A 22,518-nucleotide genomic window follows, 5' to 3' on the forward strand; every position below is an offset into this window, starting at 1 on the left:
TCCATGTGGTTTCCGCCTTGTCAGCCGAGGCCGTATTTCTTCACTTTGTCGAACAGGGTGGTCTTGGCCATGCCCAGCTCCTGGCTGGCCTGGCTGAGATTGCCCCCGGTGCGTTGCAGCGCGTCGCTGAGCAGGTTGCGTTCGAAGGCTTCCACCGCCTCGGCAAAACCCACGCCCTGGGACGGGCTGGTGCCGCTCTTCTTGAACGCCGGCAAGCCCAGGGCGAAGCGCTCGGCGACGTTGCGCAGTTCGCGCACGTTGCCCGGCCAGTCATGGCTCATCAGGCGCGACAGGGTCTGGCTGTCCAGTTGCGGCGCCTCGCGGTCGAAGCGCAGGGACGACAGTTGGAGGAAGTGTTCGAACAGTTGCAGGATGTCTTCGCGGCGTTCGCGCAGCGGCGGCAGTTCCAGGGTCACGACGTTGAGGCGGTAATACAGGTCGCTGCGGAACTGGCCGCTCTGGCCGAGGGCGTCGAGGTCGGACTTGGTCGCGGCGATCACCCGGCAATCCACGGCGATGCTCTGGTTCGAACCGAGGCGTTCCAGGGTCCGCTCCTGCAACACCCGCAGCAGTTTGATCTGCAGGTTGATCGGCATGCTCTCGACTTCATCGAGGAACAGCGTGCCGCCATTGGCGTGCTCGATCTTGCCGATGCGCCGCTTGCCGGCACCGGTGAAGGCGTTGGCTTCGTGGCCGAAGATTTCGCTTTCGAACAGGTTTTCCGGCAGGCCGCCGCAGTTCAGGGCGACGAATGGCTGGGACTGGCGCCGGCTGAAATCATGCAGGCAACGGGCGACCAGTTCCTTGCCGGTGCCGGTCTCGCCTTCGATCAGCACGTTGGCCGAAGTGTCGGCGACGTTGGCGATCAGCTCGCGCAGGTTCTGCATCGCCGGCGAGCGGCCGATGATGCGGCCTTCCAGGGTGCTGCGCTCGGCCAGTTGACGGCGCAGGGCGAAGACTTCCCGGGCCAGCCCGCGCTGTTCGAGGGCGCGACGCACCACGTCGACCAGGCGTTCCGGCGAGAAGGGTTTTTCCATGAAGTCGTAGGCGCCATTGCGCATCGCGCCGACGGCCATGTCGATATCGCCGTGGCCGGTGATCAGCACCACCGGCAGGCTGCTGTCGCGGGCCTTGAGGCGGCTGAGCAGTTCCAGGCCGTCGATGCCGGGCAGGCGGATGTCGCTGACGACGATCCCGGCGAAGTCGTCGCCGATCCGTTCCAGGGCCTGTTCGGCACTGCTCACGCCTTCGCTGGCGATGTCTTCCAGCGCCAACGCCTGTTGGCAGCCGAGCAACACATGCGGGTCGTCTTCGACGATCAGGACGGTAAGGGGCGATGAATTCATAAGGACTCGGCGGGTTCAGTGGCGGTTTTGACCAGCGGCAGGCTGAGGACGAACGCGGTGCCGCCGCTGGCGGGGTGCTCGACGCTCAGGTTGCCGCCGGCCGCAGCCGCGAGGCTGGCGGACAGGGTCAGGCCCAGGCCGAGGCCATGCTCGCCCGGTTTGGTGGTGAAGAACGGCTCGAACAAGTGCTTGCGGGCCTCGTCGTCAATGCCGTGGCCATTGTCGCGGACCCGCAGGCGGTACTTGTCGTCGTGGCGTTCGCCCTCCAGCCAGAGCTGCGGCAACGGCACCGTGGCCATGGCGTCCAGGGCGTTGCCGATGAGGTTGACGAGAATCTGCTCGAGGCGGGTCTGGTCGATGGCCAGTTGCTGATCGCTGTAGTTGCTGTGCAGCTTCAGGTGGCAGCCTTCGATCCGCGCGTTGAGCACTTGCAGGGTGGCCTCGACCGCCTTGCTCAGCGACGCCTGGCCACGGTCGTCGCCGCGCCGGGCGAAGGAACGCAGGCTGGCGGTGATGCGGCCCATGCGGTCAATCAGGTCGTTCATGGTCAGCAGGTTGGCGCTGGCGATTTCCAGCGAGCCGCGTTCGAGGAAGCGCACGGTGTTGCCGGACAAGGTGCGCAGCGCGGCCAACGGTTGGTTCAGTTCGTGGGCGATGCTGGTGGACATCTGGCCGATGGCCGCCAGCTTGCCGGCCTGCACCAGTTCGTCCTGGGCGTGGCGCAGGGTCTGCTCGGCCTGACGCCGTTCGCGGATCTGCGCCTTGAGGCGGTCGTTGCTGGCGCGCAGGTCGGCAGTGCGTTCGGCGATCTTGCGTTCGAGCTGGTTATTGGCTTCTTCCAGCGCCTCGCGGGCAGCCAGGCGGGTGGCGATCACCTTGCGCCGCTCGTTCCAGGCGATGGCGAGAATGGCCAGCAGGGCGAAGGCCACGGCCACCAGAACACCCTGGATGATCGATTCGCGGCGCAGGTCCTGCAGCGGCGTCAGCAGGGTGAAGTGCCAGGGCGTGTCGACCAGGCGGCGAGTCTGCGCCAGGTAAGCCACTTCATGGGTGCCGTCGTCGAGCCGGGCGTTGGCCGGGAAGGTGAGTTTCTCCAGGTCGTCGCCGAGCTTTTCCCGCCCCAGCGGTTGCAGCTCGTTGAGCGAGAACCAGTAGTACTGCAGGCTGCGGGCCAGGCGTTCCTTGAGCTCGGGGTTCAGCGGACGTACCGACTTCAGGCGCCGGGCAGGGTCGCTGGAGAGGATGATGATGCCGTTCTCGTCGCTGACGAAGGCTTCCAGGCGGGCGCGTTGCCAGCGTTCTTCGAGGGGTTCCAGGCGAACCTTGATCACCGCCACGCCAATGATCTTGCCGTGTTCTTCAAGACCGTGGGCCAGGTAGTAGCCGGGCTCGCCGGTGGTGCTGCCGATCCCGTAGAAACGTCCCGGCTGGCCGCGTACGGCGTCCTGGAAATAGGCGCGGAACGACAGGTCTTCGCCGAGGAAACTGTCGACGTCGCGCCAGTTGCTGGAGGCCTGGACCCGGCCGCTGGTATCGAGGACGAAGATCGCCCGGCTACGGCTGCGCCGGTTCAGGCCTTCGAGGTATTCGTTGACCACCTGGCGGTGTTCGCCATCCGGTTCGGTCAGCAATTTCGAGACGCTGTCTTCCAGCTCCAGCAGGCTGGGCAGGTAGGTGTACTTGCTGATTTCGCTTTCGACGGTGCGCGCGTGCAGCTCGAGCTGGCGCTCGCCGTTGTCGCTCAAGGTGCGGATGCCGTTGTGCTCGCTGACCATGAAGCCGGCGACGCCCAGGCCGATCGTCAGCAAGAGGATCAGTGGGGGAATGATGAGCTGGCGAATCAGGCGGGGTTTCACGGCAAGGGCAGGCTTGGCTGGGCGAAAGAGCGTGGGGTCGCATTTCATCACAGTGGCCTTATGACGACCAGCGCCCGCTGCCCGGCGAACACCGGACAGCGGGCTGCGGTCTGCTTAGTGCTGCAGGATCTTGCTGAGGAAGTGTTGGGTACGTTGGTCGCGCACGCTCTGCTCACCAAAGAATTCTTCCTTGGTGCAGTCCTCGATGATGTTGCCTTTGTCCATGAAGATGACCCGGTTGGCGACCTTGCGGGCGAAGCCCATTTCGTGGGTCACGCACATCATGGTCATGCCTTCGTTGGCCAACTGGACCATGACGTCCAGTACTTCGCTGACCATTTCCGGGTCCAGGGCCGAGGTCGGTTCGTCGAACAGCATGACGATCGGGTCCATGGCCAGTGCGCGGGCAATCGCGACGCGCTGCTGCTGGCCGCCGGAAAGCTGGCCGGGGTGCTTCTTGGCGTGGGCGCTGAGGCCTACGCGGTCGAGCAGGGCCAGGCCTTTCTTGCTGGCTTCGGCCTCGCTGCGACCCAACACCTTGCGCTGGGCGATGGTCAGGTTCTCGGTGATGGTCAGGTGCGGGAACAGCTCGAAGTGCTGGAACACCATGCCCACCCGCGAGCGCAGCTTCGGCAGGTTGGTCTTCGGGTCGGCAATGGAGGTGCCGTCGACGATGATGTCGCCTTTCTGGAACGGTTCCAGCGCGTTGACGCACTTGATCAGGGTCGATTTGCCCGAGCCGGACGGCCCGCAGACCACCACCACTTCACCTTTCTTGACCTCGGTATTGCAGTCGGTCAGTACCTGGAAGTCGCCGTACCACTTGTTGACGTTCTTGATGGAAATCATACGGTTATCCTTTTCTGCAGACGCTTGACCAGGAAGGAAGCGGAGAAGCTGATGACGAAGTACACGGCGCCGGCGAAGATCAGGAACTCATTCGAGCGTCCGATGATGTCGCCACTGGCCCGTGCCGAGTTGAGAAAGTCCACCAGACCGACGGTGTAAACCAGCGAGGTGTCCTGGAACAGGATGATGCTCTGTTGCAACAGCAACGGGGTCATCTTGCGGAACGCCTGGGGCAGGATGATCAGGCGCATGGTCTGGCCGTAGGTCATGCCCAGCGCTTGTGCCGCGCCCATCTGGCCCTTGGCGATCGACTGCACGCCTGCACGGACGATTTCGCAGAAGTACGCCGCCTCGAACATCATGAACGCCACGACGCAGGAGGTGAACGCGCCGATCGGGGTGTCTTCGCCGGTGATCCAGCGCAGCACGAACGGCACCGCCAGGTAGAACCAGGTGATCACCAGCAGCAGCGGGATGGAGCGGAAATAGTTGACGTAGGCACCGGCCAGGTTCGACATCAGCTTGTTCGATGACAGCCGCATCAGCGCCAGGAGCGTACCCAGCACGATACCGCCGACGATGCCCATGACCATCAGTTGCAGGGTCATGCGCATGCCGTTCCAGAGGCCCGGCAGGGCGGGAATGATCCCGCTGAAGTCCAGTTCCATCACTTACCTCCCACGGAAATCAGGCCCGGTACCGAGACTTTCTTCTCGACCACACGCATGAGCAGCATCAGGCCCATGTTCAGGGTGAAGTAGATCAGCGTCGCGAGGGTGAAGGCTTCGAACAGGTTGGCGGAGAATTCGGCGGTCTGCTTGGTCTGCGCCAGCAGCTCCATCAGGCCGATCAGCGAGGCGACCGACGAGTTCTTGAAGACGTTGAGGAACTCCGAGGTGAGCGGCGGAATGATGATCCGGTAGGCCTGGGGCAGCAGCACGTTGCTGTAGATCTGCGAGAGGCTGAAACCCATGGCGCGGGCGGCAGCTTCCTGACCGCGGGGCAGGGCCTGGATGCCGGTGCGGACCTGTTCGCAGACCCGTGCGGCGGTGAACAGGCCGAGGCAGATGACCACGCTGATCAGTGCCGAGGTCGTCGGGTTCAAGTCCTGCTTGAACCATTCCTGCAGGCCTTCGGGCAGCAGGTCGGGCACCAGGAAGTACCAGATGAACAGTTGCACCAGCAGCGGTACGTTACGGAAGAGTTCCACGTAGCAGGTGGCGATACCCGATACCACGCGGTTCGGTACGGTGCGCATGACGCCGAGGACCGAGCCCAGCAGCAACGCGATGATCCAGGCGGCGATCGCAATGGCGATGGTCCAGCCCAGACCGGTGATGTACCAGTCGAGGTAGGTCTCGTCGCCCACGCCGGTGGACTTGAAGAATACGCCCCAGTCCCAGTTGTAATTCATCGGGGTCTCCCCTCAGATCAGTTGTTTCACGGGCACCTTCGAGCATCCGGGGGCGCGCACGCCCTCGGATGAAAGGTTAGACACTAACTAGACGGGATTCAGGACTTCTTGTCGTCCGCGGCTTTATCGGTAGGGTTGGCGATCAGCGCCTTGAGTTCATCGCTCATCGGGAAGCCGAGGTTCAGACCTTTTGGTGGGACTGGCTGCTGGAACCACTTGTCGTAGATCTTGTTGATCTCGCCCGACTTGTAGAGCGCGACGATGGCCTTGTCGACCGCAGCCTTGAACGGTGCGTCGTCCTTGCGGACCATGCAGCCGTAGATTTCATAGGATTGCGGCGTACCGGTAACGACCCAGTCGGTCGGCTTCTTGGCCTTGGCCATTTCGCCTGCGAGCAGGGCGTCGTCCATCATGAAGGCGACAGCGCGACCGGATTCGAGCATCTGGAACGACTCGCCGTGGTCCTTGGCCGAGATGACGTTCATCTTCATCTGCTTGTCGGCGTTCATGGCCTTGAGGATGCGCTCGGAGGTGGTACCGGCGGTGGTCACCACGTTCTTGCCGGCCAGGTCCGGGAAGTCCTTGTAGGCGGGTGCACCGTCCTTGACCTTGGTCAGCAGGCGGGTACCGACTTCGAAGATGCCGACCGAGAAGGCGACCTGCTGCTGGCGCTCGACGTTGTTGGTGGTGGAACCACACTCGACGTCAACGGTGCCGTTCTGTACCAGCGGGATGCGGGTCTGGGAGGTGACCAGGTTGTATTTGACGTTCAGGTTGGGAAGGTCCAGATCCTTTTTCAGGGTCTCGACGATGGCCAACTGGATGTCGTGGGAGTAACCGACCGGTTTACCCGAAGCGTCGGCGATGTAAGAAAACGGAATGGAAGCGTCCCGATGCCCCAGCGTAACGGTGCCCGAGTCCTTGATCTTCTTCAGGGTGCCGGTCAGTTCTTCGGCCATGACGGGCGAAGCGATCACAGCGGCCGCGATAGCGGCGCCCAACAGATGACGAACGATACGCATCTAATTTTCCTCGACGTTGTTTTTTTTATGAGGCCGTTGTCGGCCGTTTCGTTCAGCGAACACTGCAATAAAGCGTTTGCGCATTCGGGTACTGAGTGTAGAGCATGAGTCGTGCCAGGCGCTGACTTCGGTCATCAAGGCCCGGTTTTACTGGATAGCAGGGTTATTTGACGGGCGTTTGACAGGGGGTTGTGTACGGTAGGCCGAATCTTAGGAGGGGTTGCGTTCGGAAAGCCGAACGATTGCACGGCTCGTGCGGCATCGTTGGAAATGTCAGGATCCTTGTGGGAGCGAGCTTGCTCGCGAAGGGCCGCAAAGCGGCCCCAAAAGAGGCTGGAAACGTTAATCGATCGGTATTAGGCCTAGCCTTCGCTTGACTCAGGCAGCCTGCACCCGACCACGCTTCAGCTCGACCTGCTGCAGATACTCACGCAGCGCCTGTTGTTCCGAGGCGCTCAGGAACAGCCCCAGTTTGCTGCGACGCCACAGAATGTCGTCGGCATTCAGCGCCCATTCTTCGCGGCACAGGTAATCCACTTCACGGCTGAACAGGCCACCACCGATGGCTTCGCCCAGTTCTTCCGGGCCCTGCACGCCTTCCAGCAGCGCCCAGGTGCGGCTGCCGTAGGTCAGCGCCCAGCGGTTGGCCAGGGCCGCAGGCAGCCAGCCGTGGCGGGCGAGGATTTCGTCGCATAGGGCTTGCGGCGTGCTCATGCCTTCACCGCCAGGCAGCGGCGCGCTTGCGGTCCAGCTTCCGGTCATCTGGGTGAACCAGGGGGCCAGTTCGCCCATGGCCGATTCGGCCAGCTTGCGGTAGGTGGTCAGCTTGCCGCCGAACACCGACAGCAGCGGTGCCTGGCCGTTGTCCGAGGACAACGCCAGGGTGTAGTCGCGGGTCACCGCCGACGGGTTGTCCGACTCGTCGTTGCACAGCGGGCGCACACCGGAATAGGTGTGGAGGATGTCGCTCCGGCTGAGTTGATGATTGAAGTGCTGGTTGACCACATTGAGCAGGTAGTCGGTTTCGGCTTCGGTGATTGCCACCTGGGCCGGGTCGCCGCTGTATTCGCGGTCGGTGGTGCCGATCAGGGTGAAGCGTTCCAGGTAAGGAATGCAGAACACGATGCGCTGGTCTTCGTTCTGCAGGATGTAGGCATGTTCGCCTTCGTACAGCTTCGGTACGATCAGGTGGCTGCCCTGGATCAGGCGGATGCCGTAGGGCGCGTCGAGCTTCAGGTCATCCTTGATGAACTTGGCCACCCACGGACCGGCGGCGTTGACCAGCGAGCGGGCCTGGATGGTCTGCTGGCTGCCGTCGGCGCGTTCGACCTGCACGTTCCACAGCTTGCCGCTGCGCCGCGCGCTCAGGCAGCGGGTGCGGGTGAGGATGTGCGCGCCGCGCTCACGGGCGGCCATGGCGTTGAGCACCACTAGGCGGGCATCGTCCACCGCGCAGTCGGCGTATTCGAAACCGCGGGTAATGGCTGGCTTGAGCGGGCTGCCCGGGCCGAAGCGCAGGCTGCGCGAGGCGCCCAGTTGCTTGCGCTTGCCCAGGTTGTCGTAGAGGAACAGGCCGGCACGGATCATCCAGCCCGGACGCAGGTGAGGGCGGTGCGGCAGAACGAAACGCATCGGTTTGACGATGTGCGGGGCCTTGGCCAGCAGCACTTCGCGTTCGGCGAGGGCTTCGCGCACCAGGCGGAATTCGTAATGTTCGAGATAGCGCAGGCCGCCGTGGATCAGCTTGCTGCTGGCCGACGAGGTGTGGCTGGCGAGGTCGTCCTTTTCGCACAGGAACACCGAAAGACCGCGTCCGGCAGCGTCGGCGGCGATGCCGACACCATTGATGCCACCACCGATGACGGCAACGTCATAGATTTCGGCAAGGATGGGGGAGCTGGAATTGGACACGGCGCGGCCTCTTGTAAAGTCGTTCTGGTATCTTTTCTGAACATTAATGTTCGTATTCGAAAATGTTAGCCGAACGGAAAGCCGCCGACCAGTGACTTTCCATAGAAAATACTGATCTGGTTACAAATAAGTGAAAAAAACCGAACATTGAAACCGCCACCCTTGCGATGGCGGTTGCGGAGCCGTCACACCACTTCGAGGCGGATCTTGTTCTGGTTGAGCAACTGGCTCAGGGCGGCGACGGGGGCCTGGTCGGTCACCAGGCAGTCGATCAGGCTGATAGAGCCGAGGCGGACCATGGCGTTGCGGCCGAACTTGCTGGAGTCGGCGGCGAGGATCACTTGCCGGGCATTGGCGATGATCGCCTGGGAAACGCGCACTTCCTGGTAGTCGAAGTCCAGCAGGCTGCCGTCTTCGTCGATGCCGCTGATGCCCACCAAGGCGAAATCGACCTTGAACTGGTTGATGAAGTCGACGCTGGCCTGGCCCACCACACCGCCGTCGCGGCGCACATTGCCGCCGGCCAGCAGCACTTCGAAGTCGTCCTTGGCACTGAGGATCGAGGCGACATGCAGGTTGTTGGTGATGATTTTCAGGTGATTGTGGTTGAGCAGGGCGCGGGCGATGGACTCGGTGGTGGTGCCGATATTGATGAACAGCGAGGCGTTATCGGGGATCTGCTGGGCCACGGCTTCGGCGATGCGCTGTTTCTCATCGCGCATCTGGTCGGCGCGCATGGCGTAGGCGGTGTTTTCGATGCTGGAGTCGTAGGCCGCGCCACCGTGATAGCGCCGCAGCAGATTGACCTCCGCCAGTTGGTTGATATCGCGGCGGATGGTTTGCGGGGTGACGACGAACAATTGCGCCATTTCTTCGATACTGACGTAGCCGCGTTCGCGGACCAGTTCGAGAATTTGTTGTTGGCGGGGAGGCAGATTCATTGGCGTCCTTCAGGGGCGGCCGAAAAATGCTGCAATGATGCCGTAGGAAGTAGCCGGGGACCAGCCTGAGTGCGGCAGCCGCGTAGCACAGGGCGCATCCATTGCGGATGCGCCCTGTACGCACTGCTTACTCTTCGTGGGGTTCCCAGTCGCGCGTGCGATCAACCGCCTTGAGCCAGCCGCTGTAGAGTTTTTCCTTCTCCGCTTCAGCCAGTTGCGGGGTGAATTCGCGCTCGATCAGCGCCTTGCCGCGCAATTCGTCCAGACCGCTCCAGAAGCCACAGGCCAGGCCCGCCAGGTAGGCGGCGCCGAGGGCGGTGGTTTCGCGCATCTGCGGACGCTCGACACAGGTGCCGAGGATGTCGGCCTGGAACTGCATCAGGAAGTTGTTGGCGACCGCGCCGCCGTCCACGCGCAGGGCGCTGAGGCGCTGGCCGCAATCCTGCTGCATGGCGTCGAGGACGTCGCGGGTCTGGTAGGCGATCGACTCCAGTGCGGCGCGGATGATGTGGTCCACCTTGACCCCGCGGGTCAGGCCGAACAGGGCGCCACGGGCGTACGGGTCCCAGTAGGGCGCGCCGAGGCCGGTGAAGGCCGGCACCAGGTACACGCCGTTGCTGTCCTTGACCTTGCTGGCGAAGTACTCGGTGTCGTGGGCGTCGTTGACGATCTTCAGTTCGTCGCGCAGCCACTGCACGGTGGAGCCACCGTTGAACACCGCGCCTTCCAGCGCGTAGGCCACTTCGCCACGCGGGCCGCAGGCGATGGTGGTCAGCAGGCCGTGGGAGGACTGCACGGCTTTGTCGCCGGTGTTCATCAGCAGGAAGCAGCCGGTGCCGTAGGTGTTCTTGGCCTGGCCCGGCTCCACGCACATCTGGCCGAACAGCGCAGCCTGCTGGTCGCCGGCGATACCGGCGATGTCGATACCGCTCTTGGTCTTGCCGTAGATTTCCGAGGACGAACGCACCTCGGGCAGCATCTGCCGCGGGATGCCCAGGACTTCCAGCATCTTGTCATCCCACTGCAGCGTGTGGATGTTGAAGAGCAGAGTGCGCGAGGCGTTGGTGTAGTCGGTGACGTGAACCTTGCCGCCGGAGAATTTCCAGATCAGCCAGCTATCGACGGTGCCGAACAGCAGGTCGCCGCGCTCGGCGCGCTCGCGGGCGCCTTCGACGTTGTCGAGGATCCACTTGAGCTTGGTGCCGGAGAAGTAGGGGTCGGTGACCAGGCCGGTGGTTTCGCGGATGTAGTCCTGCAGACCGTCGCGCTTGAGCTGTTCGCAGATCTCGGTGCTGCGTCGGCACTGCCAGACGATGGCGTTGTACACCGGGCGACCGGTTTCCTTGTCCCAGACCACCGTGGTTTCACGCTGGTTGGTGATACCGATGGCGGCGACCTGGTCGTGGCTGATGCCCGCCTGGGCCAGGGCTTCGACCATGGTTGCGCTCTGGGTGGCGAAGATTTCCATCGGGTCGTGCTCGACCCAGCCGGCCTGCGGGTAGTGCTGGGCGAACTCGCGCTGGGAGGTGCCGACCACGTTGGCATCGCGGTCGAAAATGATGGCCCGCGAACTGGTCGTGCCCTGGTCGAGGGCAATGATGTAGTTCTTGTTCTGACGGTCTGTCATGTCGTTGGCCTTGCAGTGAAATAGGTTGGAGTCAGGGCAGTTCTGTCCGCGTGCGGATCAGGAAGTCTGGGTCTTGCCCTGGGTCTTGTCGTCGGTCGGGGTGCTGGCAGCGGCGCTGGGCAGGCTGCGAGCGAACACGCCGCGGTACAGGGCGGCGCCAAGGCTCGCTCCCATGATCGGCGCGAAAACCGGAACGAGGAAGTAGGGAATATCACGGCCGCCGGTGAAGGCTACTTCGCCCCAGCCAGCCAGGAATGTCATCAGTTTGGGGCCGAAATCACGCGCCGGGTTCATCGCAAAGCCGGTCAGCGGGCCCATAGCGCTGCCGATCACGGCGATCAGCAGGCCGATCAGCAGTGGGGCGAGGGCGCCGCGCGGCAGGCCGTTGTTGTCATCGGTGAGGGCCATGATCACGGCCATGAGAATCGCGGTGATGATCACTTCAACGAGGAACGCCTGGCCGGTGGACAGCGCCGGGTGCGGGTAGGTGGAGAACACCGAGGCCAGCTCGAGGCTGGCCTGGCTGCCGCGAATCATCTGGTGGGTTTGTTCGTAATCGAAGAACAGGCTGCTGTAGAGCGTGTAGACCAGCGCCGCGCCGCAGAAGGCGCCGGCGATCTGGGCGACGATGTAGAACGGCAGCTTGCCCTTCTCGAAACCGGCGAACAGGCACAGCGCGATACTCACGGCGGGGTTCAGGTGCGCGCCGGAAATACCGGCGGTGAGGGAGATCGCCATGCTGACGCCCACCCCCCAGATGATGCTGATTTCCCACAGGCCGAAGCTGGCACCCGCCACCTTGAGCGCGGCAACACAGCCAGTACCGAAGAAGATCAACAGTGCGGTGCCGAAGAATTCGGCCATGCATTGGCTGGACAACGTCGGTTGTTGTAGAGCAGTCGTCATTCGTTACCTCGGTTTTTGTTGTTGTGAGGCGCAGTGAGCGCTCGACAGAAACCCGAGCGAAATCCCCATTTCGGTCAGGCAGACGATAGAAATGCACCTTATAAGGGCATCACCAATATTCAGATTCGAAAAAATATAGACAAGAAACGCTGATGTCAAAGGTCGAAAGTGAACTGTCATTCATAATCTGACTGTCGGCCTACGAGTTGTCATGTTCGTGTCCTACAGGCCAATGGTTGTGGCACACGATTTGTCCTACAGTAGCCGCCGAATACAGAACGAATGTTGGAGCCCCGCATGACCCCTGCTCTGGACCTGTTGAAGAAAGTTCGCGCCGAACACCGCATTCACAGTTATGAACACGACCCCAAGGCCGCGTCCTACGGCCTGGAGGCTGCTGAAAAACTGGGTCTGGACCCCAAACGGGTGTTCAAGACCCTGCTGGCCAGCAGCGAGAAGGGCGAGTTGCTGGTGGCGGTGGTGCCGGTGGGCGGCAGCCTCGATCTGAAGGCACTGGCCCAGGCGGCGGGTGTGAAGAAGTGCGAAATGGCTGACCCCGCCGCGGCGCAGCGTTCAACGGGCTACTTGTTGGGCGGAATCAGCCCGCTGGGTCAGAAGAAACGTCTGCGCACTTTTATCGACCAATCGGCCGAGGCTCACGAGACGATTCATGTCAGCGCCGGACGGCGTGGGCTGGAGGTGGAACTGGCTGCTGCGGTGCTTGCCGAACATACCCAGGGCAAGTTCGCGGATATCGGTCGCGAATAGAAACGGGGATGCCCAAACGAGAAGGCCGCCACGATTGTGGCGGCCTTTTTTGTATCAGTATCAGCTTACCGAGCCGTATCGGCGTACGCCGCTCTCGCCGTCCGGCAATCTGGCTTCGACACTGCCTGAAGCAGCGAACAGCACCAGGTGATCCGCCGCAACGGCAATCCCGACGTCCTGGCCGATCTGGTAATCGATATGGCTTGGGAAGATCGCTTCGAGCTGGGTGCCGGTGCCCAGTTGCAGGCGGTACAGCGTCGAGGCGCCCTGGAAGCTCTTGCCGTTGATCCGCGCGCTCAGGGTGCTGTCCGGGGCATGGATGATGTCATCGGGCCGCAACAGCACATCCACTGCGCTGCCGACCGGTAGCGCATAAGCGCGGTTGCCGCGCAGCGTGCCGAGTTCGGTCTGGACCGTCTCCGGGTCGAGCAACTGGCCGCGAATGAAATAGCCCTGACCGATGAAGCTCGCAACGAACGGGGTCGCCGGCTCGTGGTACAGGTTGTAGGGCGTATCCCACTGCTCCAGCCGGCCTTCCTTGAAGACGCCAACATGGTCGCTGACGGCGAAGGCTTCTTCCTGGTCGTGTGTCACCAGGATCGCACTGGTGCCGCGGCTCTTGAGGATGTCGCGGACTTCGTGGCTGAGGCGCCGGCGAAGTTCCACGTCGAGGTTGGAGAAGGGTTCGTCCAGCAGCAGCAACTGCGGCTCGGGTGCCAGGGCGCGGGCCAGGGCGACCCGTTGCTGCTGGCCACCGGAAAGCTCGTGCGGGTAGCGCCCGCCGAGGCCGTCGAGCTTGACCAGTTCGAGCATCTCCTTGACCACCTGCTGTTTGTGCGGGTGTTTGCCGATGCCGAACGCGACGTTCTCCGCCACCGTCAGGTGGGGGAACAGCGCGTAGTCCTGGAACACCATGCCGATCCGGCGCTTCTCCGGAGCCAGGGTGAACCCGGCCTTGGAAATGGTCTCGCCAGCCAACTGGATGTCGCCATCGTGGATCGGCTCGAAGCCGGCGATGGCGCGCAGGGTGGTGGTCTTGCCGCAACCCGAGGAGCCAAGCAGACAGCCGATGTCACCGGCGTTCAGGTGCAGGTTGAGGTTCTGGACGATGCGCGCCTCGCCATAGCCGCAGGCGAGGTTGCGCAGGTTGAGCAATAGGGGACGACTCATGCGTGGTGATAGGCCGGTTCAACAAGGAATTCGAGAAGCGCCTTCTGTGCATGCAGACGGTTTTCCGCCTGGTCCCAGGCGACCGAACGAGGGTCGTCGAGCAGGTCCACACTGATTTCCTCGCCACGGTGGGCAGGCAGACAGTGCATGAACAGGGCATCGGGGGCTGCCAGGTCGAGCAGTGCGCGGTTGACCTGATAAGGCGCGAACCGCTCCAGGCGCCGTGCAGTTTCCTCTTCCTGGCCCATGGAAGTCCAGACATCGGTGCTGACCAGGTGGGCATCACGCACTGCTTCCTTCGGATCGCGGACGATCTGCACGCGGTCACCGGCCTGGGCGACGAATTTCGGGTTCGGCTCGTAGCCTTCCGGGCAGGCGATGCGCAATTGGAAGTCGAACTGGATGGCCGCTTCTATATAGCTGTTGCACATGTTGTTGCCGTCGCCGATCCAGGCCACGGTCTTGCCCTGGATCGAGCCGCGGTGTTCGAGGAAGGTCTGCATGTCGGCCAGCAACTGGCACGGGTGCAGGTCGTCGGACAGGCCGTTGATCACCGGAACCCGCGAATTGGCGGCGAATTCGGTGAGGATGCTGTGGGCAAAGGTACGGATCATCACCGCATCGAGCATGCGCGACATGACGATGGCGCAGTCGCCGATCGGCTCGCCACGGCCCAGTTGGGTATCGCGCGGGGACAGGAAGATGGCCTGGCCGCCGAGCTGGATCATGCCGGCTTCGAAGGACAGCCGGGTACGGGTCGAGGATTTCTCGAAGATCATGCCCAGCACGCGGTTTTTCAGGGGCTCGAAGAGTACGCCGCGGTTACGCAGGTCTTTCAGCTCGATCCCTCGGCGGATCACACTGACCAGTTCTTCGGCGGTGAAATCCATCAGGGAGAGAAAGTGCCTAGCGCTCATCATTGACTACCTTTTTGCAACAGACCGCAGATCAGCAAAAACCGGTTTTTCGGAAACACGGATGAGACCTGCGGCGAAAGCCGCACGGGGCGACGAAATAGGGGAAGGCGCAATACTATAATTAAATGTCGCGTCTTACCAAGTGGGGCTGCATCCATGGCGTGAGCCGTGGATTTGCGCGAGCCGTTGGTCTGCTTCTTTTTCCAGAGCAAGAGAGCTTTTTACACTGCCCCAGACGGGCTTGGCAATGAAGCGACAAGGCTTTGTCGGCCATCTGGAACCATCGTTCCTCCTGATGGACGGGGATTCACGCCGCGAAGGTCGCTGGCAGCCCGCGCATGCCGGGGCCATAGTCGGGGACGGCACTCCCCCCGATCCGAGAACAAGAGGCGGCCATGACCAAGACCGTGCACCACCGAGCCTGTCACCTGTGCGAGGCCATCTGCGGCCTGACCTTCGAGCTCGATACCGACGAGGGCGGCGTCCCGCGTATTACCTCGATCAAGGGCGATGCCCACGACAGTTTCAGCCGCGGCCACATCTGCCCCAAGGCGGTGGCGCTGCAGGACATTCAGAACGATCCCAATCGCCTGCGCGGGCCGGTAGTGCGCGTGGGCGACCAATGGCTGCCGATTCCGTGGGAAGAAGCCTTCGAACTGGCCGCGCGCAAGCTGTACGACATTCAGCAGCGCCACGGCCAGAATGCCGTCGCGGTATACCAGGGCAACCCGAGCGTGCACAACTACGGGCTGATGACCCACAGCAACTACTTCCTGGGCCTGCTCAAGACCCGCAACCGCTTTTCCGCGACCTCGGTCGATCAATTGCCGCATCACCTGACCAGCTACCTGATGTACGGGCACGGCCTGTTGCTGCCGATCCCGGACATCGACCACACCGATTTCATGTTGATCCTCGGCGGCAACCCGCTGGCCTCCAACGGCAGCATCATGACCGTGCCGGATGTCGAGAAGCGGCTGAAAGCATTGCAGGCGCGCGGCGGCAAGCTGGTGGTGGTCGATCCGCGGCGCAGCGAAACCGCGGCGATGGCGGACCAGCATCTGTTCGTCCGTCCGGGAGGCGACGCGGCGCTGCTCTGTGGCGTGCTCAACACCCTGTTCGAGGAAAACCTGACCCGCGTGACGCATTTGCCGGTCAACGGCCTGGATCAGGTTCGCGAGGCCCTGCAGTCGTTCACGCCGGAGATCATGAGCCTGCTGTGCGGTATCGATGCGGGGCTGATCCGGCAACTAGCGCGGGACTTCGCGGCGGCGGACAAGGCGGTGTGTTATGGACGCATGGGGGTGTCGACCCAGGCGTTCGGCACGCTTTGTCACTGGTTGGTGCAGTTGATCAACCTGGTCAGCGGCAACCTCGACCGCGTCGGCGGCGCGCTCTGCACCGAACCTGCGGTGGATCTGGTGGCGACAACCAGCGGCGGGCATTTCAATCAGTGGCAGAGCCGGGTCTCCGGGCTGCCTGAGTATGGCGGCGAGCTGCCGGTGTCAGCCCTGGCCGAGGAAATGCTCACCGAAGGCGAAGGACAGGTACGCGCGCTGGTGACCGTGGCCGGCAACCCGGCGTTGTCCACGCCCAATGGCCGACAGCTCGAACAAGCGCTGGACGGCCTGGAGTTCATGCTCAGCATCGATCTCTACATCAACGAGACCACGCGCTACGCCGACCTCATCCTGCCATCGACCTCCGCACTGGAAAACGATCACTACGACACCACGTTCAACCTGTTCGCGGTGCGCAACGTTTCCCGCTTCAACCGGGCGATCTTGCCCAAGCCCCAGGGCGCGTTGCATGACTGGGAGATTTTCGTCGGCCTGGCGCGGGCCTTCGCGGCGATCAGCGACAAACCACTCAAGCCGACCTTGCCGCCCGCACAAATGATCGACCTGGGCCTTCGCGGTGGCCGCTATGGTGAAGGTTCGGCGTTCGGCCTGTCGGTAGAAACTCTCGACCAGTATCCGCACGGCATCGATCTGGGGCCTTTGCAGCCCAATCTGGCAGGGCGCCTGAAAACCGCCAGCGCGAGCATTGAAGCGGCCCCGCCGGAGATCCTCGCCGACCTGCAGCGCTTTGCCGCGCAACAACCACCCAGCGCCGCGCAGTTGCTGCTGATTGGCCGACGCCATGTGCGCAGCAACAACTCCTGGATGCACAACTTTCATCGGCTGGTCAAAGGCAAGCCCCGTCACCAGTTGTTGATGCACCCGGAGGATCTGGCCGGGCGCCAGTTGCAGGATGGGCAGCGGGTGAGGGTGACCTCGCGGGTCGGCAGCGTCGAGGTGGACGTGCAGGCCAGTACCGACATGATGCCTGGCGTGGTCAGTCTTCCCCACGGTTTCGGTCACGCCCGCCCCGGCGTGTTGCTGGACATCGCGCGGACACAGTCCGGGGCCAGCGCCAACGACCTGACCGATGACCGTCTGCTCGACGCACTGTCCGGCAATGCAGTGCTCAACGGTGTGCCCGTGGAGGTGGTTGCTGCATGATTGTCGGCAAGGCCGAGCGTCATGCTCGGCTTTCCGATACAATTCGCCACCGTGCCGACAACCAGGTCGGAAAGTTCAGCCGAGGTGCTTCATGGATATCATCGAAACAATCAAAGAGCAGATCGCCAACAACACCGTTCTGCTTTACATGAAAGGCTCGCCGAATGCCCCGCAGTGCGGCTTTTCGGCAAAAGCGGCGCAAGCCGTAATGGGCTGCGGCGAGAAGTTCGCTTACGTGGACATCCTGCAGAACCCGGAAATTCGCGCCAACCTGCCGAAGTACGCCAACTGGCCAACCTTCCCACAACTGTGGGTGGCCGGTGAGCTGGTCGGCGGTAGCGACATCATGATCGAGATGGCCGCCAACGGTGAGCTGCAGACCCTGATCAAAGAAGCTGCTGCCAAGGCCAAGGCTTCCGAAGCCTGAGTACCTGCCAGCCGTCATGAAGAGCCCCGCGATGCGGGGCTTTTTCATATCTGGTGCCTCTGAATGAAAAAAAGCGCCGCGGGCCTTGAAGGCGCGCGGCGCTTTTATCTTGCAACTCGAAGCTGGAAGCTCGCGGCTGCTTTATTCACCCATCTGCGATTGCAGGTAGTTTTCCAGGCCAACCTTGTCGATCAGGCTCAACTGGGTTTCCAGCCAGTCGATATGCTCTTCCTCGGCCTCGAGGATGTCTTCCAGCAGTTCGCGGCTGCCGAAGTCGCCAGCGGTTTCGCAGTGAGCGATGGCGGCTTTCAGGTCGATCAGGCCTTTCTGCTCGATCTTCAGGTCGCATTCCAGCATTTCGCGGGTGTGCTCGCCGATCAGCAGCTTGCCCAGGTCCTGGACGTTGGGGATGCCTTCGAGGAAGAGAATACGCTTGATCAGTTTGTCAGCGTGTTTCATCTCGTCGATGGATTCTTTGTATTCGTGCTTGCCGAGTTTTTCCAGGCCCCAGTCTTCGTACATGCGCGCATGCAGGAAGTATTGGTTGATCGCGACCAGCTCGTTTCCGAGGATCTTGTTGAGATGCTGGATGACGCTTACGTCGCCTTTCATGATTGAGGTCCTGCTCTTCAAGTGTGCCAATAAGCAGGAGTTTGAGCCTGGCAACTTTCTCTGTCAAACCTAAGTTATTGAATAATAAGTGAAAATTAATCGGAATAAGAATGTTTGTGTTCCGCGTTTTACACCTAACTAGTTGAATTATGGGAATAAAAAAACCGGACACTAGGTCCGGTTCTTTATAAATGGGGAAAAGATTTTTTCAGGCGGCGGAGAATTCCACGGGATAAGGCAGGGCAGCAGCCTGGCTGGCCTGGATTTCAGTCAGGGTCTCGCGGACGACCTGCTTGGCAACACACGCACACTTGCCGCACTGGCTGGCCACGTTGGTGGCGGCGCGGACTTCCTTGTAGCTACAGCATCCTTCATAGATCGCATCGCGGATCTGTCCGTCGGTTACACCAACACAAAGACACACATACATAGAAGAAGACCATCAGGGTGGCGGACTCAATGGAACGAAGCTTAATGTTAATGAGAATGCTTGTCAAAACTCTTCTTGTGAGCCGCGAGATAGAGCGACCGCCGGTAGGTAAAACTGTCTGATCGCCATTACTCGGCGTCCCGCGCAGCGCGGTGTATGATGCCCAACTCGTGTCAGGCGACTTCGATCGCCTGCGTAGTTAGTTTCACACCATCAGGAGAAATCGAATGAGCGTGCTCGTTGGCAAAAAAGCCCCGGACTTCACCGTCGCCGCAGTACTGGGCAATGGCGAAATCGTCGACAGCTTCAACCTGGCTTCGGCTATCAGGGGCAAGTACGGCCTGGTGTTCTTCTACCCGCTGGACTTCACTTTCGTCTGCCCGTCCGAGCTGATCGCGCTGGACCACCGCATCCCTGACTTCCAGGCGCGCAACGTCGAAGTCATCGGCGTCTCGATCGACTCGCACTTCACCCACAACGCCTGGCGTAACACCCCGGTCAACAACGGCGGTATCGGCCAGGTCAAATACACCCTGGCAGCCGACATCTCCCACGAAATCTGCAAAGCCTACGACGTTGAGTCCGAAGGCGGGGTAGCCTTCCGTGGCGCGTTCCTGATCGACACCAACGGTGTCGTCCGTTCGCAGATCGTCAACGACCTGCCACTGGGCCGTAACATGGACGAGCTGCTGCGTCTGGTCGACGCCCTGCAATTCCACGAAGAGCACGGCGAAGTCTGCCCTGCCAACTGGAAAAAAGGCGACAAAGGCATGACCGCTTCGCCAGAAGGCGTTGCTGCTTACCTGAGCGAGAACGCTGGCAAGCTGTAATCCGCCACGCATAAAAAAACCGGCCCATGTGGCCGGTTTTTTTGTGCGTTGAAAACGACTCACTCGTCGAAATCGTGCCAGCCGCCCATTTCTTTCCAGCGGTTGACGATGCCGCAGAACAGCTCGGCGGTCTTCTCGGTGTCGTAGCGGGCGGAATGCGCCTCGCGACCATCGAAGTCGATATCGGCGCTCTGGCAGGCTCGCGCCAGGACGGTCTGGCCATAGGCGAGGCCGGCGAGGGTGGCGGTGTCGAAGCTGGAGAACGGATGAAACGGGTTACGTTTCATGTCGGTGCGCGCTACGGCGGCGTTGAGGAAGCCGAGGTCGAAACTGCTGTTGTGGCCGACCAGGATCGCCCGCTTGCAGCCATTGGCCTTCAGCGCCTTGCGCACGCCGCGGAAGATATCGGTCAGCGCGGCTTCTTCACTCACTGCCATGCGCAGCGGGTGATCGAGCTTGATCCCGGTGAATTCCAGGGCCGCCTGTTCGATATTGGCGCCTTCGAAGGGCTCGACGCGGAAGAAATAGGTGTGTTCCGGGAACAGGAAGCCCTTTTCGTCCATGCCGATGGTCACAGCAGCGATTTCCAGCAGCGCGTCGGTGGCGCTGTTGAAGCCGCCGGTCTCGACATCCACCACGACGGGCAGATAGCCACGGAAACGTTCTGCCATCGGGTGGCGCGAACCACCGCCAAGACCTTCCTGGTCGTCGAACTGATCGTCACTCACGCGTTTTCCTCCAGCAGGCGCCAGCGCAGTTGCTCACCGGCGCGCAGCGGGACGACAGTCTGCTCACCGAAGGGCAGGCTGTCGGGTGCGGTCCAGCTTTCGCGGACCAGGGTAATGGTGTCGGTGTTCGCCGGCAGGCCGTAGAACGCCGGGCCGTGCAAGCTGGCGAACCCTTCGAGTTTGTCCAGGGCATTGCGCTGTTCGAAAGCCTCGGCGTACATCTCGATCGCCGCATAGGCGGTGTAGCAGCCGGCGCAGCCACAGGCGGCTTCCTTGGCGTGACGGGCGTGCGGTGCCGAGTCGGTGCCGAGGAAGAACTTGCTGTTGCCGCTGGTGGCGGCGTCGAGCAGGGCGACCTGGTGGGTATTGCGCTTGAGGATCGGCAGGCAATAGAAGTGCGGGCGAATACCGCCAACCAGCATGTGGTTGCGGTTGTACAGCAGGTGCTGGGCGGTGATGGTCGCACCGACGTTGGCCGGGGCTTCGCTGACGAACTGCGCGGCGTCGGCGGTGGTGATGTGTTCGAAGACCACTTTCAGCGTCGGGAAACGCTCGACCACGCGACGCAGGTGCTCGTCGATGAACAGCTTCTCGCGGTCGAACACGTCGACCTCGCTGCGGGTCACTTCACCGTGCACCAGCAGCAGCATGCCGACTTCGGCCATGGCTTCGAGCACCGGGGAGATCTTGTCGATGCTGGTAACGCCGGAATCCGAGTTGGTGGTGGCACCGGCCGGGTACATCTTGGCAGCATGGACGAAGCCGCTGGCCTTGGCGGCGCGGATTTCTTCCGGCTGCGTGCGGTCGGTGAGGTACAGCACCATCAGTGGCTCGAAGCGGCTGCCGGCCGGACGGGCGTCAAGGATGCGCTGGCGATAGGCGCCGGCTTCGTCGGCATTGCGTACCGGCGGGACCAGGTTAGGCATGATGATGGCGCGGGCAAAGGTGCGCGCCACGTCAGCGACGGTGTGAGGCAGGACGGCTCCATCGCGAAGATGGATGTGCCAGTCGTCGGGACGCAGGAGGGTCAGGCGGTCGGACATTGGGGATTCCAGGCGGTTCGAACTCTGGGCGAATGCTACCGGAAAAGCCTGGGCCGAGCACTCGCTATCAAGTTTTGCCAAAGCCGTCCGATAGCCTGCTGGTAAGTCGAAAGAATTTTGTGGAGCCGCCCGTGCGCCAGCGTTATCTAGCCCTGTTCAGCATCTTCGTCAGCCTTCCGGCCGCCGCGCTCACGTTCCAGACGCGCGTGGAAAATATCGAGTGGAAGGTCGAAGGCGATCAGTTCGAGTGTCGCCTGATCCAGCCGATTGCCGATTTCGGCAGCGGCGAGTTCGTGCGTCGCGCCGGCGAGCAGGCGACGTTCCGCCTGCGCTCGTCCAGCAACATGCTCGGCGCCGGGTCGGCGACCCTGCTGGCTGCGGCCGCGCCGTGGCAGCCGGGGCGCGGCGACATCAACCTGGGGTCGATCCGCATGTCCGGCAGCGGCGTGCTGTTCAACAGCTCTCAGGGCCAGGCCAGCCGCCTGATCAACGGACTGATGGATGGTCGCAGCACGGTGGTCCGCAACTACGCCGGGGAAGCCGGGCGGACCATGGAAGTCCGCCTGCTGCCGGTGAAGTTCAACAAGGCCTTCGCTGACTACCAGGCCTGCACCGCCAAGCTGCTGCCGATGAACTTCGACCAGATCCGCCAGGCGCGCATCGGGTTCCCCGGCAATGGCATCGACCTGGACGCCGATGCCCGCGCCCGCCTGGACGTGATCCTCGACTTCCTCAAGGCTGACCCCACCGTCAACCATATCGAGCTGGACGGCCACTCCGACAACAGCGGCAACCGCCTGACCAACCGTGACCTGTCCCGCCGTCGTGCGCTGGCGGTGATGGAATACCTCAAGGCCCATGGCGTGCCGGAAAGCAACATCGTCGTGCGTTTCCATGGCGAGCGTTATCCGCTTGCAGCCAACAATTCGGCGGGCAACCGTGCGCGCAACCGGCGGGTGAATATCGAGCTGGACCGCGTGACCCCGGTCGAAACGCCAGCAGCGGAGAAACCCGCAGCGCCAGCGCCGACGCCAGCTCCTGCTCCCGCCGCACCGGCGGCCTCGGCGCCTGCGGCAACCCCGGTGGCGCCGGCGAAGTCGAATGCCCCCGCCACGCAGCTGACGCCAGGCAAAACGTCGTTGAAGTCCTGAGTGCGACCGTCCGTCGCGCTCACGACAGTTCCTGTCGCTTTGTCGTCACAAGCTGTCGCCCCACTG

Annotated in this window: 21 protein-coding genes; 5 read left to right on the top strand and 16 right to left on the bottom strand. The window is 62.4% G+C overall.

Annotated elements, in window-relative coordinates:
• Positions 1–20: 20 nt before the first annotated feature.
• The 10 genes from HWV67_RS18610 to HWV67_RS18655 all read right to left on the bottom strand — a co-directional run bounded on the left by HWV67_RS18610 (position 21) and on the right by HWV67_RS18655 (position 11,872).
• Positions 21–1,346, bottom strand: coding sequence for a sigma-54-dependent transcriptional regulator (locus HWV67_RS18610; protein ID WP_110971861.1), 1,326 nt, complete (start codon positions 1,344–1,346; stop codon positions 21–23).
• A complete protein-coding gene (locus HWV67_RS18615; protein WP_175652293.1) occupies positions 1,343–3,250 on the bottom strand; it encodes a sensor histidine kinase in 1,908 nt (635 codons plus the stop codon). The genes HWV67_RS18610 and HWV67_RS18615 overlap by 4 nt, the downstream gene beginning before the upstream one ends.
• A 66-nt stretch (positions 3,251–3,316) precedes the next feature.
• Positions 3,317–4,051 carry an amino acid ABC transporter ATP-binding protein gene (locus HWV67_RS18620; RefSeq protein WP_175652294.1) on the bottom strand — a complete coding sequence of 245 codons (735 nt, stop codon included), beginning with the start codon at positions 4,049–4,051 and terminating at the stop codon, positions 3,317–3,319.
• Entirely contained in the window at positions 4,048–4,719 is a 672-nt protein-coding gene (locus HWV67_RS18625) for an ABC transporter permease subunit (RefSeq protein ID WP_175652295.1), read from the bottom strand. Before HWV67_RS18625 ends, HWV67_RS18620 begins: the two co-directional genes overlap by 4 nt.
• On the bottom strand, positions 4,719–5,465 hold the full coding sequence (locus HWV67_RS18630) for an amino acid ABC transporter permease (protein ID WP_175652296.1): 747 nt from the start codon (positions 5,463–5,465) through the stop codon (positions 4,719–4,721). The genes HWV67_RS18625 and HWV67_RS18630 overlap by 1 nt, the downstream gene beginning before the upstream one ends.
• Before the next feature lie 98 nt (positions 5,466–5,563).
• Positions 5,564–6,487, bottom strand: coding sequence for a glutamate/aspartate ABC transporter substrate-binding protein (locus tag HWV67_RS18635; RefSeq protein WP_175652297.1), 924 nt, complete (start codon positions 6,485–6,487; stop codon positions 5,564–5,566).
• 378 nt (positions 6,488–6,865) lie between these two features.
• Entirely contained in the window at positions 6,866–8,398 is a 1,533-nt protein-coding gene (gene glpD / locus HWV67_RS18640) for a glycerol-3-phosphate dehydrogenase (RefSeq protein ID WP_175652298.1), read from the bottom strand.
• Positions 8,399–8,583: 185 nt separating this feature from the next.
• Entirely contained in the window at positions 8,584–9,339 is a 756-nt protein-coding gene (locus tag HWV67_RS18645) for a DeoR/GlpR family transcriptional regulator (protein WP_095154883.1), read from the bottom strand.
• 127 nt (positions 9,340–9,466) lie between these two features.
• On the bottom strand, positions 9,467–10,966 hold the full coding sequence (gene glpK, locus HWV67_RS18650; protein WP_175652299.1) for a glycerol kinase GlpK: 1,500 nt from the start codon (positions 10,964–10,966) through the stop codon (positions 9,467–9,469).
• A 57-nt stretch (positions 10,967–11,023) separates the two neighbouring features.
• Entirely contained in the window at positions 11,024–11,872 is an 849-nt protein-coding gene (locus tag HWV67_RS18655) for an MIP/aquaporin family protein (protein WP_175652300.1), read from the bottom strand.
• A 297-nt stretch (positions 11,873–12,169) separates the two neighbouring features.
• Here HWV67_RS18655 and ybaK point away from each other — a divergent pair, with 297 nt between their 5' ends.
• Positions 12,170–12,640, top strand: a complete 471-nt coding sequence (gene ybaK, locus HWV67_RS18660; protein ID WP_095154886.1) for a Cys-tRNA(Pro) deacylase — start codon at positions 12,170–12,172, stop codon at positions 12,638–12,640.
• Between the two features lie 60 nt (positions 12,641–12,700).
• On the opposite strand, the gene HWV67_RS18665 is transcribed toward ybaK, so the two are convergent.
• Together HWV67_RS18665 and argF are read right to left on the bottom strand one after the other, a co-directional pair.
• A complete protein-coding gene (locus HWV67_RS18665; protein WP_175652301.1) occupies positions 12,701–13,810 on the bottom strand; it encodes an ABC transporter ATP-binding protein in 1,110 nt (369 codons plus the stop codon).
• Positions 13,807–14,727 carry an ornithine carbamoyltransferase gene (gene argF, locus HWV67_RS18670; protein WP_110971852.1) on the bottom strand — a complete coding sequence of 307 codons (921 nt, stop codon included), beginning with the start codon at positions 14,725–14,727 and terminating at the stop codon, positions 13,807–13,809. Before argF ends, HWV67_RS18665 begins: the two co-directional genes overlap by 4 nt.
• Positions 14,728–15,122: 395 nt before the next feature.
• Between argF and HWV67_RS18675 the strand changes: the two genes are divergently transcribed.
• On the top strand, positions 15,123–17,231 hold the full coding sequence (locus HWV67_RS18675; RefSeq protein WP_175652302.1) for a molybdopterin oxidoreductase family protein: 2,109 nt from the start codon (positions 15,123–15,125) through the stop codon (positions 17,229–17,231).
• A 91-nt stretch (positions 17,232–17,322) separates the two neighbouring features.
• Positions 17,323–17,658: a Grx4 family monothiol glutaredoxin gene (gene grxD / locus HWV67_RS18680; RefSeq protein ID WP_095154889.1), complete on the top strand. Its 336-nt coding sequence runs from the start codon at positions 17,323–17,325 to the stop codon at positions 17,656–17,658.
• Between the two features lie 141 nt (positions 17,659–17,799).
• Here grxD and bfr read toward each other — a convergent pair whose 3' ends face one another.
• Positions 17,800–18,270, bottom strand: coding sequence for a bacterioferritin (gene bfr, locus HWV67_RS18685; RefSeq protein WP_095154890.1), 471 nt, complete (start codon positions 18,268–18,270; stop codon positions 17,800–17,802).
• 208 nt (positions 18,271–18,478) lie between these two features.
• Complete coding sequence (locus HWV67_RS18690) at positions 18,479–18,700, bottom strand: bacterioferritin-associated ferredoxin (RefSeq protein WP_175652303.1); 222 nt, start codon at positions 18,698–18,700, stop codon at positions 18,479–18,481.
• 227 nt (positions 18,701–18,927) lie between these two features.
• On the opposite strand from HWV67_RS18690, the gene HWV67_RS18695 reads away from it, so the two are divergent.
• Positions 18,928–19,530, top strand: coding sequence for a peroxiredoxin (locus HWV67_RS18695; protein WP_175652304.1), 603 nt, complete (start codon positions 18,928–18,930; stop codon positions 19,528–19,530).
• Positions 19,531–19,589: 59 nt separating this feature from the next.
• Here HWV67_RS18695 and rnt read toward each other — a convergent pair whose 3' ends face one another.
• The gene (rnt, locus tag HWV67_RS18700; protein WP_095154893.1) at positions 19,590–20,258 is read right to left on the bottom strand and encodes a ribonuclease T; all 669 of its coding nucleotides are present in this window, start codon (positions 20,256–20,258) and stop codon (positions 19,590–19,592) included.
• On the bottom strand, positions 20,255–21,301 hold the full coding sequence (pyrC, locus tag HWV67_RS18705) for a dihydroorotase (protein ID WP_095154894.1): 1,047 nt from the start codon (positions 21,299–21,301) through the stop codon (positions 20,255–20,257). Before pyrC ends, rnt begins: the two co-directional genes overlap by 4 nt.
• Positions 21,302–21,432: 131 nt before the next feature.
• Between pyrC and HWV67_RS18710 the strand changes: the two genes are divergently transcribed.
• Entirely contained in the window at positions 21,433–22,452 is a 1,020-nt protein-coding gene (locus tag HWV67_RS18710) for a flagellar protein MotY (protein ID WP_175652305.1), read from the top strand.
• Positions 22,453–22,518: the final 66 nt, after the last annotated feature.

This window comes from Pseudomonas sp. Marseille-P9899, assembly GCF_903166565.1.
GTDB classification, from domain to species: Bacteria; Pseudomonadota; Gammaproteobacteria; order Pseudomonadales; family Pseudomonadaceae; genus Aquipseudomonas; species Aquipseudomonas huaxiensis.

Coding starts and splice junctions, on each gene's coding strand:
- HWV67_RS18610 (WP_110971861.1), bottom strand. CDS start 1,346: ATGAATTCATCGCCCCTTACCGTCCTGATCGTCGAAGACGACCCGCAT.
- HWV67_RS18615 (WP_175652293.1), bottom strand. CDS start 3,250: ATGAAATGCGACCCCACGCTCTTTCGCCCAGCCAAGCCTGCCCTTGCC.
- HWV67_RS18620 (WP_175652294.1), bottom strand. CDS start 4,051: ATGATTTCCATCAAGAACGTCAACAAGTGGTACGGCGACTTCCAGGTA.
- HWV67_RS18625 (WP_175652295.1), bottom strand. CDS start 4,719: ATGGAACTGGACTTCAGCGGGATCATTCCCGCCCTGCCGGGCCTCTGG.
- HWV67_RS18630 (WP_175652296.1), bottom strand. CDS start 5,465: ATGAATTACAACTGGGACTGGGGCGTATTCTTCAAGTCCACCGGCGTG.
- HWV67_RS18635 (WP_175652297.1), bottom strand. CDS start 6,487: ATGCGTATCGTTCGTCATCTGTTGGGCGCCGCTATCGCGGCCGCTGTG.
- HWV67_RS18645 (WP_095154883.1), bottom strand. CDS start 9,339: ATGAATCTGCCTCCCCGCCAACAACAAATTCTCGAACTGGTCCGCGAA.
- glpK (WP_175652299.1), bottom strand. CDS start 10,966: ATGACAGACCGTCAGAACAAGAACTACATCATTGCCCTCGACCAGGGC.
- HWV67_RS18655 (WP_175652300.1), bottom strand. CDS start 11,872: ATGACGACTGCTCTACAACAACCGACGTTGTCCAGCCAATGCATGGCC.
- ybaK (WP_095154886.1), top strand. CDS start 12,170: ATGACCCCTGCTCTGGACCTGTTGAAGAAAGTTCGCGCCGAACACCGC.
- HWV67_RS18665 (WP_175652301.1), bottom strand. CDS start 13,810: ATGAGTCGTCCCCTATTGCTCAACCTGCGCAACCTCGCCTGCGGCTAT.
- argF (WP_110971852.1), bottom strand. CDS start 14,727: ATGAGCGCTAGGCACTTTCTCTCCCTGATGGATTTCACCGCCGAAGAA.
- HWV67_RS18675 (WP_175652302.1), top strand. CDS start 15,123: ATGACCAAGACCGTGCACCACCGAGCCTGTCACCTGTGCGAGGCCATC.
- grxD (WP_095154889.1), top strand. CDS start 17,323: ATGGATATCATCGAAACAATCAAAGAGCAGATCGCCAACAACACCGTT.
- bfr (WP_095154890.1), bottom strand. CDS start 18,270: ATGAAAGGCGACGTAAGCGTCATCCAGCATCTCAACAAGATCCTCGGA.
- HWV67_RS18690 (WP_175652303.1), bottom strand. CDS start 18,700: ATGTATGTGTGTCTTTGTGTTGGTGTAACCGACGGACAGATCCGCGAT.
- HWV67_RS18695 (WP_175652304.1), top strand. CDS start 18,928: ATGAGCGTGCTCGTTGGCAAAAAAGCCCCGGACTTCACCGTCGCCGCA.
- pyrC (WP_095154894.1), bottom strand. CDS start 21,301: ATGTCCGACCGCCTGACCCTCCTGCGTCCCGACGACTGGCACATCCAT.